Here is a 13222-nt window from a genome sequence, read left to right on the forward strand (position 1 = left end):
GAAGCGCTGGCGCCCTGGCGAGATGCGCTGGCGCTGGTGTGTAGCTGGGCTGCTACATGCCGAGCAGCACTTCCGGTGCGTAGATGGCTACCGGCACATCCCCGCATTGCTGAGTGCACTGGAACGGTCCGCGTCACCGAAAGAAATTGACGCAACAGAGAGAGTTGCCTAAAGTGATGTGGGAGCCGCTAGGAATTTCAACTAACCGAGGGACATGCTCAACCCGGAAACCGCAGAGGCAACCCGAAGGAACTCTACCTGAAATGGGTCGGATACCATACGAATGACAAGGGAAAACTGACTCCCTTCCCATACGCCTACGACACGGACGACAACGGCTTCCCGAAAGACGACGATCTCGGGTACTGCGCCACTCCCAACTGCAACATGGAAGCCTACTGCTACGTCGGCAACTCAAGAACATCAACATGCCGGACCAAGGTTGTCGTCAAGATCGTGAAGTACTACCCGAGGATGCTTGTGTACCAGAGAGCGGAGGAGTATCCCTCAGCGCCTCGCAGTTGGGGCCTCTTCACGGTCGTGCCTGGTTTTTCGCTTCCCGACCTCACGGGCAGATTCGAACTGTCACTCGAACTGCGAGACCTCGAGACCTTGGTGTTACTCGATAGTAGTTCTGTGTGCTTCGACGTGGCTCATGAGCCAAGAGGCGGAGGGCAAGGATACGACACAGATCTGACCGACGGCTGCGACCAGTCGCAGTTGAAGCTCAGCCCCGTTGGACGCGCGACGCTGGTGACCTACAGCATTCCCAAGCCCTTGGACGTGTCGATCATCGTTCGCGACGTCGCAGGCAGAGCGGTTCGGACCCTTCTCGACGCCTCTCAGGCTGCGGGTCAGCACCGACTGACCTGGGATGGGACCGCTGACGGCGGTCGAATCCTCCCGTCAGGAACCTACTTCTGCACGATGAATAGCGGGGACTTCACGGTGACAAGGAAAACAGTGAAAGCCAACTGAGATAGACTGCCTCCTCAAAGGGCGGGGCGCGGCAGACCGCGCCCCGCTGCTGTCAGCCGCCGGGATTTCCGGGGATGACAGGCTATGGGGAAAACAGGGGGAAAACAGGGACACTTCCCTATTTCTGTGAATCCAAAGCCTGTCGAGATGACTCCGTCACAGCCGCAAGCATCAAGCTGCAAGCTGAAGCGCAGGCCGACCGAAGACTGGCAGTCTACCGCTGACCGCCAACAGATTACGGCTAACAGCTAGCGGCCTCGGTCGTCTATCGTTCTTTCGTACGTCGTTCATCGTTGGTTTCGGACGCCTCTGTCGGATAGTGCGTGCATCGTAGATCGTCGAGCCGCACCGGTCGTTGACCGGACCGCAGCCCGCGCGTAGCATCTGAACCATCAAGAATAGCCGCGCCGGAGTTCCGCTGACATGCTGTTGAGTAACGGAACCGAGCTGGTCTACCGGGTCAGGATCCACCCGCGGGCCCGGCACGTCCGGATTGTCGTATCGCAGCGACACGGACTGGTTGTGACTGTTCCGCGCAGGTTCGACCAGAGACGGATTCCGGAGATCCTTGAACAGAAGCGGGACTGGATCGAACGGACGCTGCGTCGGCTGCCAATCAAACCGGAGCCCTATCGCCCGCCGGAGCGGATTGCGCTGGCGGCCATCGGCGAAGAGTGGGATGTCGAGTACAAGATGGGGAACCCGAAGCGAATCGAGCTGCTGGAGCACAGCGACCGGACGCTCCTGGTTTCCGGCGCCGTTGGCCGCCCCAACTTGGTCCGGCGAATCCTGCAGCGGTGGCTGGCAATCCAGGCGCGGAAGCACCTCGTTCCCTGGCTGCATCGGACCGCGACCGAACTGGGATTCGAGTTGAAAGGCGTGACAGTGCGCACGCAGCGGACCCTCTGGGCAAGCTGCTCGCGCCGGAACACGATCAGCCTGAACGCCCGGTTGCTGCTTCTCTCCCCGGACCTCGTCCGCTACATCTTCATCCACGAACTCATGCACATCCGGCATCCGAATCACTCGCGCGCTTTCTGGCAAGCGGTAGCGGTCCACGTCCCGGACTTTCGGGAGAGGCTCAAGGAGCTGCGGCACCGCATGGAATCACTCTGCGTCTGAGGCGGCCGGCGGACGGCAAAGCGGCGGCCGGAGCCGCCGCAGGAGGCCGAACGGTCTCTGACCGGCTAGTCGTTGTCCTCGCCGTCGTCGCGCAGTTCGATGCGCTTGATGATCTTCTTGCCCACTCCGGCGGGAAGACCAAGGCTGAGCGACAGCATGTCGGTGTCGTCACCCAGGCCGAGCATGTAGAGGTCGGCCAGGTCCTCAGGCACCAGCTTCTTCACCGCCTGCTCGTAGTCGAGCCGGGCGTCCGCCAGCCTGGCCTTGAGCGCATTTATCTCTTTCTTCTTGGCCGTCACGTCGGATTCCGGCTTCTTGGCCAGCTCCAGCTTCTCGGCCTCGGCCCGCTTGACCGCCAGGTCAGTCTTCAGTGAGCCGGTCGCCTTGATGTAGGCGATCTTGGCGTCGAGCAGGCTGAGATGGGCGTCGGTGTCTAGCTTGTCGTCCACGTCAAGGAGCTTGCCGCCCTTGAGCCTGATGACCTTGTTCTTGCCGTCTTCACAGATGGTGACGAGCTTGCCGTCGTCACCCTCGCTCAACGTGACGAGGTTCTCGTCGTCGCCCGTCTTGATGACGACCGTCTTGCACTTGACCTTGCAGGCCTCGTCGCAGGCCTCGCCTGCCTGCACCGGCGTCGTGAGCGCAAGGACCGCGCCCAACATCGCTGCATAGTACCTCACACTACCTCCTCTGGTTTGGAATATGGTGCACTGCATTGGGTTGGACGTCCGGGCCCTTTGCCGGGTTGTCAGGCCGGAACTGCGAAGCCGGGGCCGAGCTCTCGGCCGTCCACATCGCGTTTGACAACCTGATGGTAGAAGCTAGAATCCAGTCGTGAGCAGCGTGAATATCGCCGTACTCGCCTCGGGCCGCGGCACGAACTTCGAGGCGCTGGTGCACGCAACCCGGCGCCCCAACACCCACGGCGAGGTCCGGCTGCTGGTCACCAATATCCCCGACGCGCCGGTGCTGAAGAAGGCCGAACTCGAGCACGTGCCCGCCATGCTCATCCCCCATCGCGGTTTCAAGACCCGGGCGGAATTCGAGCAGGCGTTGGTTGCCGAACTGAACCGCCACGACATCGGCCTCGTCTGCCTGGCCGGGTTCATGCGCATCCTTTCTCCGGTCTTCGTGAACGCCTTTGCGGACCGCATCATGAACATCCATCCCTCGCTTCTGCCCGCGTTTGCCGGCCTGCAGGGGATGCAGGTGCACGCTGCGGTGATGGCTGCCGGGGTCAAGGTCACCGGCTGCACCGTCCATTTCGTGAACACGGACGTCGACGCCGGGCCGATCATCGTCCAGCGGGCGATTGCGGTACGCGACGTTGATACGCCGGAGTCACTCGCACTGCGGGTGCTGGTCGAAGAACACCTGGCCTATGCCGAAGCCGTGAAGCTGTTCTGTACCGGCAGACTGAAGGTAGAAGGCAGGCGAGTCCGCGTCCTGGGAGACGACGCCGGGAGAGCGGTGGATGAAGGAACGACTCATGCCTGAACGCAAGCTGCGGGTGGCGGTGGTAGGGTGCGGGACGCAGTCGCAGCTGGCCTACATCCCGGTGCTCAAGCAGAACCAGTCAGTCGAACTGGTTGCGCTCTGCGACACGGATGTGCGAAAGCTGAACCAGCTCTGCACGATTCATAAGATTGACAAGCACTACGTCGACTTCGACGACATGAAAGAGGACGAGACGATAGACGCGGTAGTCATCGCCACGCCCAATCATCTCCACGCGCCGATGTCGATAGCCGCCATGCGTTACGGCAAGGACGTGCTCTGCGAAATGCCCCTGGCCCTGGACTCGACCGAGGTCAGGCAGATGATAGCGAACTCCGACCGCGAGAAGCGGAAGCTGATGCCGGCAATGAACACCCGGCTGCGGCCCGACATCCAGGCCATACGCCGGTTCGTCGAAGGCGGGGAGTTGGGCAACCTCTACTACTGCAAGACCGGCTGGTTGCAGGGACGCGAGTCCTGGTCCCTTTCCGGCTGGCGCGGCCAGCGCCTGCGCGCAGGCGGCGGCGCGTTTCTCTCTCTGGGTACGGCGCTGCTCGACGCCTCCCTGGCCCTGGTGGCCCCGCATACCCCGGTCTCGGTTATCGGCGCAGCGCACCATCGGGCGCCTCAGTCCGAGGTAGAGGACACCGCCTTCGCCATGATCCGGTTCGAGCAGGACCTGACGCTTACCGTGGAGGTGGGCTGGTCGATGCTGCAGCAGAAGGACCTCACCTACCTCAACCTGTTCGGCAACGCCGGGGCTGCGTTGCTCAACCCAACCCAGATCCACAAAGAGATGCACGGTCACCTGGTCAACGTCACGCCGCAGATCCGGGAGAAAGACGTTCAGCGGTCGTCCTGGCGAATGCTGATCAATCTCTGGGTTGACGCGCTGGAACGCGGCACACCTGTACCCATCAGCGCGTCCGAGGCGCTCACGGTCAGCCGGCTCGCCGACGCGTTCTACCAATCCCAGTCAACCCGCAGAGAGGTCGCGCTCACATCCGCCGAGCCCTGATCCCGGCCGTCTCGGCCATCGGCCTGGGAGCGTTTGCGTTCGCGCCCTTCCCACTCCGTTTTCTGGCCTTCTTCGCGTTCGTTCCGCTCTTCCGGGTTATCCGGGACGCGAAGCCGGGAAAGGCGTTCCTCTGGGGATGGTTGTTCGGCGGACTGCTGTTCACCGCTCACCTCTGGTGGCTCTGGTTCCTGGTTGTGCCCGTCGAACCCATCACCCGCATCTTGCTGGACATCGGCGTGGTTCTCCTCTTTGCCTACCTCGGCCTGTACGTCGGCGTATTCGCCTGGCTCACGCGGCGCTGGGGACTCTGGGCGGCGCCTCTGGTCTGGCCGTTGCTCGAATTCCTGCGCACCAAGTCCCAGATAGGATTCCCGTGGGGTCTGCTCGGCTACACGATGACGCCCTATGTTCCCTTCATCCAGCCAGCGTCGCTCGGAGGTGTCTACCTCGTATCGGCGTGGCTTGTGCTGGTGAATGTGCTGGTATGCAAGCTGTACGCTTCACGCTTCACGCCCGACGCTCCGGATGCCCGGCGTGAGGCGTCGGGCGTCTGGCGTAGTGCGTGGCGCATGCTGGGCCCTGCCGCTGCGCTGGCTGCGGCGTTCGCCGCGCCGCTCTTGTTCTCTGCCTTCTACGTCCGCCCGCTCAAGCCCTGGTTCAATGTCGCCATAGTCCAGCCCAACGTCTCCCCTTTCGACAAGGGAGACTGGGACGCGCGAGCGGCAATCCAGGCGGACCTTGTCCGGCTGACGCAGCAGTCTGCCGCCGACCACCCCGATCTCATCCTCTATCCGGAAACCGCGACCCTGACCGACGTAACGCGGTCGGAGACCATGGGTTCGGCCATCCGCGGCCTTGCCGATTCGCTCAACACCGAGATCTTCACCGGCTCGCCCCTGTTCGACGAACGCCGCAGGTCCTGGCACAACGGCGCAGTCCTGATTCGGCCGGGCGAACCGGTCAGGCAGCGCTACTACAAGATCCGGCTTGTGCCGTTCTCGGAGAAGATCCCCTACGCCGACGAACTGCCGATCATCCGCCGGATACTCGGCACGGCCGACATGGGCGACTGGGCAAGGGGGCGCGACTACACCGTCTTCCGGTGGTCGCGAGGCAAGCTCTCCTCACTCATCTGCTTTGAGGCCATCTTCCCCGATTACGCACGCGAGTTCGCCCGCCGCGGTTCACAACTCATCGCCGTGGTCACCAACGACGGTTGGTTCGGACGGCTGGTCGGCGCCCAGCAGCACGCCGAACTGGCTGTCCTGCGCACGGTGGAGAACGGCGTGCCGATGATTCGCAGCGCCAACAACGGCATCTCCTTCATCGTCGACCCGTACGGCCGGATTCTGCAGCACACTCCGCTGTTCGTGCAGACGGTTCTCGCCGGCCCGGTACCGCAGCCGCTCGCGCCCACTCCCTACCAACGCTACGGCGACTGGTTCATGCCGGCGTGCGCGCTCTGCCTGTTGGTCGGGCTCTTGGTGCAGCGGGTGAAGAGACCCAGACCTGCCAGCCGGTAGTCCGTCAGAAACCCGAAGACCGAAGCACAAACGACGACTGATCGGCCGGGCTCCATTCAGGCATTTCCTTATTCCGCCTCCTGATTCAGACCAGTCTGGTTGAGACGGGTGTCCGGCACTGCGTGTTGACCGCCATCCGAACCGGAGTATAGTCAGGGCACAATGAGGAAACTTCTGCTGGTCGTCCTGTGCGCTACATCGGCGTATGCTTCTGCTCTTCCCGGCCTCCTGGATACGATTGCGATTCGGGAGTGGCTGGTCTGCGGACCGTTCCCGATTGGAACGCGCGAAGGCATAACCGGCGTCGTCGAAGACCCGCTGACGTTCAGACCGCAGGAGGGCGACACCTTTCGCTCCGCCCTGGTCCAGAGCGGCATCACTACCTGCCGCAAGGTAGCCGTTGACTCGCTCGGCTGGCTCGAAACCAACTACCAGGACGTACGCTGGGACACCTTGCAGGACTACTACGGCAACGTCGGACTCTCGTGCGCGGGTTTCGCGTATGCCGAATTCGACTGCCCGCAGGCCTGTCGCGCCCTGGCGGCCGCGCCCAGGCTCGGCGGTTTCGTGCTCAACGGCCGCGGCTACACGGGTGACATCTACGGCAACGGTTGGTTCCAGACTCCGGTCCAGCTCGACTCGGGGCCGAACCGCGTGCTGCTTCGGCTGTCCGGGTACGGCGACCAGAGGGTGAAGTTCCAGATTCTGCCGCCGGCCGCAAGCTTCCGTATCGTGACCGGAGACCTCACCGTTCCGGAACTTGTTGCCGATTCCAGCCTGACCGGCTGGCTCGGCGTACCAGTTTTGAACCTGACTCCAGACCCGCTCGATTCGGTAGCGCTGACAGTGCTGTTGGCGTCAGGGGATACGATCGGGCGGGCGCTGGTAGCGGGCGTGCCCGGCTCCGGCGTTCTCAAAGTCCCGGTCCGAATCTCCGTGCCGGCGCAGAAGCTAGACTCGACCGGTCTGGCCGTGGTCATCGACTCCCGGCATGCGGGAGACTCTGGCTCCGACACGGTCCACCTGCGCATCCGTCGCCCCGAGCAGTCACGGAAAGTGACGTTCATCTCATCGATTGACAGCTCCTGTCAGTACTACGCGGTCCTCTATCCAAAGGACTATGCCCCATCTAAACGCTACGCGCTGATTCTCTCCTTGCACGGAGCCGGGGTGGAAGCATCGGGACAAGCCGACGCCTACAAACCCAAGGACTGGGCGTTCGTGGTCGCCGCGACCAACCGCCGGCCGTTCGGGTTCGACTGGCAGGACTGGGGCAGGTTGGATGCTCTCGAAGTCCTGGACCACGCCCTCGCGAGTCTGCCGATTGACCGCGAACGGGTGCTGCTGACCGGCCATTCGATGGGCGGCCACGGCACCTGGCATGTGGGTCTGGCCCACTCCGACCTGTTCGCCGCGGCTGCCCCGGAAGCGGGATGGCCGAACCTCCAACTCTACGTCCCGACGTTCCTGCAGCGAAGCGCTACCTTCGCCGACCCGGCGCAGGTTGCAGTCCGCGATATGGCGATGCGACCGGACAACCCTCCCGCGATGCTTAGGAACGCTCTCAACCTGCCGCTCTACATCCTGCACGGCGGGGACGACGACAACGTGCCGCCCATCCACGGCCGCAACTTCGCCGCTTGGCTGGAGGAGCTGGGCTACCGCTTCACCTACAAGGAGGTACCGAACCGGCCGCATTGGTGGAGTTACGAGGACGGCCTCAGCTGCGTTGACGATACCGCCTTGATGAGCTTCCTCAAGGCGCAGCGGCGCGACCCCGGGCCGCGCCACATCCGCTACCGCACCGCCGACCTCGGCCAGTCCAACCGGAGTTACTGGACGGTTATCGAGCGTGTACGCGTCGTCGGCCGCGATGCGGACATCGAAGCCTGGGCCTCGGAATCCCTCATCTCGGTCAGAACCGTGAACATTGCCCAGTTCAGCCTGGAACTGGCCGGCAATCCCTTTTTCCCGGGTGCAGTCGCGGTAGAGGTCGATGGCAGGCGAGTCGGCAACAGGTACAGCCTGCCCGGAAGGCTGACGTTCCACGCGGCCGGCAAAGGCTGGGCTGCGGGTCCTGCCCGATCCGCACCATTGGCCAAGACCAGCGAACGCTACGGCCCGGCAAAGCAGGCGATGATGAAACCATTCCTGCTCGTGTACGGGACCTCGGACACTGGCCAGACGGCGTTTCTGCGCCACTCGGCGACGCAAGAGGGAATGCGGTGGTGGCTGATCGGCAATGGGCAGGCCCAGGTGCTGCCCGATACCGAGGTAACACCTGAATTCGTCAGGCGATACAACCTGGTGCTCTACGGCGGTCCGAAGGAGAACTCGGTCACGAACCTGATCGCCGACCGCCTGCCCATTCGTGCGAGGTTGGGCCGCATGTCGCTGGACGGCGCAGAACTCGGCGACAACCTGGCCGCTGCTTTTGTCTACCCCAATCCGCTGAGCCCTGACCATCTCGTCATGGTACGAATGGGGACTGACCCGGCCAGCACGAGACTATCCTTGTTCTGGGGTGTAGCATCGTCCGGCGCGGGCATGCCGGATTTCATGGTCTTCGACCGCAGAGTCCGTCGGTACGGCTGGGCAGGAGTCAGGGCGGCCGGTTTCTTTAGCCCGGACTGGAAGCTGGACCCGGCCTCGATGTATCTGCAGGAGTAGGGGATGCCGAGCCTTGTCCTCAACTCCCCGGCCAAGGTGAACCTGGGTCTCTGGGTCGGCCGGAAACGGGCCGACGGGTTCCATGACATCGTATCCGTGGTCGCACCGGTCAGGCTTGGCGACAGGATAAGCATCACCCGCACCAGGGCGGGAATTGAGGTGGCGTGCGACTCGACCGATGCCCCTTCCGGCCCCGGCAATCTTGCCTACAAAGCCGCGTCGGCCTTCTTTCAGGCAACCCGGATCGAATCAGGGTGCCGGATTCTCATTGCGAAACGCATCCCCGTGGGCGGCGGTCTCGGCGGTGGCTCATCCAATGCCGCCACGGTGCTGGCAGGCCTCAATCGGCTTTTCGGCAATGCCCTGGGTCCACAACGGTTGAGGAGCATCGGCGCGTCCCTGGGCAGCGACGTTCCGGCATTCCTGGTCGGGGGTCCCAGTATCGCCCGCGGGCGCGGCGAGAGACTCCGTCGCATCCAGCTTCCTCGCCTCGACCTCGTTCTCTGTTTCCCCGGACATGCGGTTTCCACGACCTGGGCCTACGCGGAACTTGACCGCCTACGGGCAGCCGGGCAGGGTTTGACACGGCCCGTGATTTCGCCTAATATACTCCGCGCCGCGTTGCGGCGCAACGAACCGGACAAGGTCGCCGCACAACTGACGAACAGCTTCGAGTGTGCGGTATTCAGAAAGCACCCTGCGCTCGGCCGGGCCAAGGAGCTCCTGCTCCGGCACGGCGCGTTCGCAGCATCACTGTCTGGTTCCGGCAGTACGGTCTATGGCCTGGTTCGAACGAAAGGCTGGAGAGACCCGATGGCCGCCCTGGCCCGGAGTGGATTCCACTGCGTCAAAACCAGCACCCTATAGACCAACGTCGAACGACGAGCGCCGAATGCCGAACCGTCGCAGCCCGTTTGCCGCTCGGAGTTCGCACTTCGGAGTTTCGTTTGGGGCGTCGTTCAACTGGCAGGACCCAGGACTTTGGATCCTGTTATGAAGGTTCGATTCCTTCCGCCCCAGCACAATGTCGGTACGCGAGCGAGGTAACATGCAAGGTGAGCTGAAAATCTTCCATGGCCGGGCCAACGTGCCGCTGGCCCTGAACATCTGCGAGCACCTCGGCGTCAGGCCCGGCGCTGCCGAGGTGAGGACGTTCGCGGACGGCGAAATCCGCGTCAACATCATGGAGAGCGTGCGCGGCAGCGACGCCTTCGTCATCCAGCCGACGCAGCCGCCGGCCGACAACCTGCTGGAGCTCTTGCTGATGATCGACGCACTCCGGCGCGCATCGGCCGAGCGCATCACCGCGGTCATCCCCTACTTCGGCTACGCGCGCCAGGACCGCAAGGACAAGCCCCGCGTCCCCATCTCGGCCAAACTCGTCGCCAACCTGATCGAACGGGCCGGTGCCGACCGCGTGTTGACGATGGAGTTGCACGCCGAGCAGATCCAGGGCTTCTTCGATATCCCCGTCGACCACCTGTACTCCACCCCGGTCCTGGTCGACTTCTTTCTGAAGCGCGGAGTTGACGGCTGTACGGTTGTCGCACCCGACACCGGCCGGGCCAACCGTGCCCGGGGATTCGCGCAGCGCCTGATGGAGAAGATGCCCCTGGCGGTAATCGACAAGCGGCGCCCCGAACCCAACAAGGCCGTGGTGATGAACGTAGTCGGCGAAGTCGAGGGGCTGGATGCGATCATCTTTGACGATATGGTCGATACCGGCAAGACACTGATACTGGCGGCCCGCGCCCTGCTGAAGCACGGCGCCCGGTCGGTGATGGCCGTGGCCACCCACGCCGTCTTTTCCGGGGACGCTGTCCAGAAGTTCCAGAAGTCGCCGCTAGACGAGATAATCGTCACCGATACACTGCCGCTGCCGCGTAAGAAGCTGGTTCGCAAGATTCGAGTACTGCCCGTCGCGTCGCTGTTCGCGGATACCATCCTCCGCACACACCGCAGCGAGTCGGTCAGCTCACTATTCATGTAGAGGAGAACATGGCATACACAGTAAAAGCAACCCAAAGAACCGACACGGGCAAGGGCAAGGTCGGCCGGCTCCGTCGCAGCGGGTCTCTGCCCGCAGTGATGTACGGACACGGCGAACCGTCGCTCATGCTGGCGATGTCGACCCACGAATTCGACCGGCTGCTCGATCGCATCAGGGGTCACAGCCCGATTGTCGAAGTCGAGATCGACGGCCAGCAGCCGCAGAAGTGCGTCATCAAGACCCTGCAGCGCAACCCGGTAACCGGCGGCCTGCTGCACGTCGATTTTCAGAAGGTCCACGCCGGCGAGAAGATCACGATGAACGTTCCCGTCCTCGTCAGTGGAGCGGCTGAGGGCGTCAAGCAGGGCGGTATGCTCGACCACGTCCTCCGCACCGTCCCGGTCCGCGCCACCATCGACGCGATCCCCGAGCATTTCCAGATCGATGTAACCAACCTGAAGATAGACCACAGCATCCATATCAAGGACCTGAACCGTCCTGACCTGGAATACACGTTACCCCTCGACTCCCCCATTGTCACCGTGCTGTCGCCGCGCAAGCTGACTGAGGCGCCTTCGGCTGCCGAGGCTGCCGCCGCCGCTGAGGCCGGACCGGCCGAACCTGAAGTCATAACCGAAAAGAAGCCGACCGAGGAAGAGACCGCGGGTGAAGAGGAGAAGGGCAAGGGCAAGGCCAAGGGTGAGAAGAAGGAAGAGAAGAAAGAAGAGAAGAAGAAGGAAAAAAAGTAGACCGGTGACCATATTCGGACTCGGCAACCCGGGGCCTCGCTATGCTCTCACTCGGCACAACATCGGCTTCATGGTCGTCGACTCGCTTGCCGCCAGGCTCGGGTTCAGGTTCCGGACGTTCGCTGATCGGGCAGTCGCCCGTCGCCAGTTCTCGGGCGACGAACTGGTGCTGGTCAAACCGCTTCTGTTCATGAACGAATCCGGTACTGTCGCTCGCAAGCAGCTCGAACGCAGACCGGACGCTCTGCTTGTCGTCTGCGACGACATGGCTCTGCCGTTCGGCCGGCTCCGCTTGCGTCCGGCGGGCTCGGACGGCGGCCACAACGGCCTCGGCTCGATGATCGCGCGCCTCGGCCGCAGCGACTTCTCGCGCCTGCGAATCGGAATCGACGCTCCTGCCCGAAGCAGCGACGGGGTGGACTACGTGCTCGAACGCTTCCCGGCGGAACAGGAAGAACTGCTGCCGGAAGTACTGGAACGCGCCGCCGATGCCTGCCTCGCCGTTGTCACCCAGGGACTCGAACGGGCCATGAACCGCTTCAATCCGATGCCCGCGCCCGGGGCCGAGGAGAAGTCCGATAGATGAAGGTCGGAATTGTCGGCCTGCCCAACGTCGGCAAGTCGTCGCTCTTCAACCTGCTCACCAGGGGCAGCGCCAGGGTGGACCTCTACCCGTTCACGACCATCGAGCAGAACGTCGGCGTGGTGCTGGTGCCCGACGAGCGGCTGGACCGCATCGCCCAGATTCTCAGGCCGGAGAAGGCAACACCGGCGCATGTCGAGTTCGTAGACATCGCCGGTCTGGTCAAGGGCGCGAGCGCGGGCGAGGGACTGGGCAACAAGTTCCTCGGCCACATCCGCGAGGCTGACCTGATTCTGCACATCGTGCGCGCGTTCTCCGCGGGCAACATCCCGCACGTGCTCGACACGGTGGACCCGGACCGTGACGCGGGGATAGTCGAGGCCGAGCTGGCCATAGCCGACCTCGCGATTGTCGAGAAGCGGCTGGAACACGTGCGCAAGGAGCCGAAGTCCCCGGAACACCAGCTTCTGCTCGAGGCACTTGAAAAGCTGCATTCGGCTCTGGCCCGGGGCGAGCGTCCGGTGCTGAATCCGGAACAGGCCCGCGCTGTGCGCGAACTCGGGCTTATCCAGATCAAGCCGGTGATCTACGCCGTCAACTGCTCGGACACCGAGCCGGCCAACCCGGCACGATTTGCGGCCACCGCGGCCAGGACCAGCCTGCTCTTCTCCGCGGCTCTCGAATCCGGCATGTGCGACTTCACCGAGCCGGAGCGGATCGAGATGCGCAAGTCGCTGAACCTCGCGCCCGAAGGCCCGGCCGGCATCGTCACGCGCTGCTTCGATGCGCTCCGCCTCATCCGGTTCTACACGATCAAGGGTACGGAATCGCGGGCCTGGGCGGCGCCGGCCGGGACGACAGCGCTCGAAGCCGCGTTCATGATTCACACCGACATCGGCAGCGGATTCGTCAAAGCCGAGGTGGTCAACTACCGTGACCTGGTCACGTCCGGCGACTTCCACGTCTGCCGCGACAAGGGCCACGTCAAGGTCGAAGGCAGGACCTACGTGGTGCAGGATGGCGACGTCCTGCTCATCAAGTTCAGGTAAGATGCAAAGCAAGATCCCCAGTCAATCACCAATCGTCATTGGT

At 63.4% G+C, this 13222-nt stretch carries 12 protein-coding genes and 1 tRNA gene; 12 read left to right on the forward strand and 1 reads right to left on the reverse strand.

Going from position 1 to position 13222, the window contains the following annotated elements:
* Positions 1–387: 387 nt before the first annotated feature.
* Positions 388–978 (forward strand): T9SS type A sorting domain-containing protein, encoded by a 591-nt coding sequence (locus FJY68_02925; GenBank protein MBM3330790.1) that lies wholly within the window; start codon positions 388–390, stop codon positions 976–978.
* 423 nt (positions 979–1401) lie between these two features.
* Positions 1402–2100: a M48 family metallopeptidase gene (locus FJY68_02930; GenBank protein ID MBM3330791.1), complete on the forward strand. Its 699-nt coding sequence runs from the start codon at positions 1402–1404 to the stop codon at positions 2098–2100.
* A 65-nt stretch (positions 2101–2165) separates the two neighbouring features.
* Here FJY68_02930 and FJY68_02935 read toward each other — a convergent pair whose 3' ends face one another.
* Complete coding sequence (locus FJY68_02935; protein MBM3330792.1) at positions 2166–2780, reverse strand: hypothetical protein; 615 nt, start codon at positions 2778–2780, stop codon at positions 2166–2168.
* A 154-nt stretch (positions 2781–2934) separates the two neighbouring features.
* On the opposite strand from FJY68_02935, the gene FJY68_02940 reads away from it, so the two are divergent.
* From FJY68_02940 to ychF, 10 genes are all read left to right on the forward strand, one after another.
* Complete coding sequence (locus tag FJY68_02940; GenBank protein MBM3330793.1) at positions 2935–3597, forward strand: phosphoribosylglycinamide formyltransferase; 663 nt, start codon at positions 2935–2937, stop codon at positions 3595–3597.
* On the forward strand, positions 3575–4615 hold the full coding sequence (locus FJY68_02945; GenBank protein MBM3330794.1) for a Gfo/Idh/MocA family oxidoreductase: 1041 nt from the start codon (positions 3575–3577) through the stop codon (positions 4613–4615). The genes FJY68_02940 and FJY68_02945 overlap by 23 nt, the downstream gene beginning before the upstream one ends.
* Positions 4567–6138, forward strand: coding sequence for an apolipoprotein N-acyltransferase (lnt, locus tag FJY68_02950; protein MBM3330795.1), 1572 nt, complete (start codon positions 4567–4569; stop codon positions 6136–6138). Before FJY68_02945 ends, lnt begins: the two co-directional genes overlap by 49 nt.
* 162 nt (positions 6139–6300) lie before the next feature.
* Positions 6301–8808, forward strand: a complete 2508-nt coding sequence (locus FJY68_02955; protein MBM3330796.1) for a hypothetical protein — start codon at positions 6301–6303, stop codon at positions 8806–8808.
* 3 nt (positions 8809–8811) lie between these two features.
* Positions 8812–9675: a 4-(cytidine 5'-diphospho)-2-C-methyl-D-erythritol kinase gene (gene ispE, locus FJY68_02960; GenBank protein ID MBM3330797.1), complete on the forward strand. Its 864-nt coding sequence runs from the start codon at positions 8812–8814 to the stop codon at positions 9673–9675.
* Positions 9676–9756: 81 nt separating this feature from the next.
* A tRNA-Gln gene (locus FJY68_02965) sits at positions 9757–9828 on the forward strand.
* Positions 9829–9856: 28 nt separating this feature from the next.
* Positions 9857–10798 carry a ribose-phosphate pyrophosphokinase gene (locus tag FJY68_02970; GenBank protein ID MBM3330798.1) on the forward strand — a complete coding sequence of 314 codons (942 nt, stop codon included), beginning with the start codon at positions 9857–9859 and terminating at the stop codon, positions 10796–10798.
* An 8-nt stretch (positions 10799–10806) separates the two neighbouring features.
* The gene (locus FJY68_02975) at positions 10807–11547 is read left to right on the forward strand and encodes a 50S ribosomal protein L25 (protein ID MBM3330799.1); all 741 of its coding nucleotides are present in this window, start codon (positions 10807–10809) and stop codon (positions 11545–11547) included.
* A 4-nt stretch (positions 11548–11551) separates the two neighbouring features.
* Entirely contained in the window at positions 11552–12133 is a 582-nt protein-coding gene (locus FJY68_02980) for an aminoacyl-tRNA hydrolase (protein ID MBM3330800.1), read from the forward strand.
* A complete protein-coding gene (ychF, locus tag FJY68_02985; protein MBM3330801.1) occupies positions 12130–13179 on the forward strand; it encodes a redox-regulated ATPase YchF in 1050 nt (349 codons plus the stop codon). The genes FJY68_02980 and ychF overlap by 4 nt, the downstream gene beginning before the upstream one ends.
* Positions 13180–13222: the final 43 nt, after the last annotated feature.

Source organism: candidate division WOR-3 bacterium (genome assembly GCA_016867815.1).
In the GTDB taxonomy this organism is placed as follows: domain Bacteria; phylum Hydrothermota; class Tepidihabitantia; order Tepidihabitantales; family Tepidihabitantaceae; genus UBA2258.

Excerpts from the sequence above, each read along its gene's own strand:
- FJY68_02925 (MBM3330790.1), top strand. The coding sequence starts at position 388 with ATGGAAGCCTACTGCTACGTCGGCAACTCAAGAACATCAACATGCCGG.
- FJY68_02930 (MBM3330791.1), top strand. The coding sequence starts at position 1,402 with ATGCTGTTGAGTAACGGAACCGAGCTGGTCTACCGGGTCAGGATCCAC.
- FJY68_02945 (MBM3330794.1), top strand. The coding sequence starts at position 3,575 with ATGAAGGAACGACTCATGCCTGAACGCAAGCTGCGGGTGGCGGTGGTA.
- FJY68_02955 (MBM3330796.1), top strand. The coding sequence starts at position 6,301 with ATGAGGAAACTTCTGCTGGTCGTCCTGTGCGCTACATCGGCGTATGCT.
- ispE (MBM3330797.1), top strand. The coding sequence starts at position 8,812 with ATGCCGAGCCTTGTCCTCAACTCCCCGGCCAAGGTGAACCTGGGTCTC.
- FJY68_02970 (MBM3330798.1), top strand. The coding sequence starts at position 9,857 with ATGCAAGGTGAGCTGAAAATCTTCCATGGCCGGGCCAACGTGCCGCTG.
- FJY68_02975 (MBM3330799.1), top strand. The coding sequence starts at position 10,807 with ATGGCATACACAGTAAAAGCAACCCAAAGAACCGACACGGGCAAGGGC.
- ychF (MBM3330801.1), top strand. The coding sequence starts at position 12,130 with ATGAAGGTCGGAATTGTCGGCCTGCCCAACGTCGGCAAGTCGTCGCTC.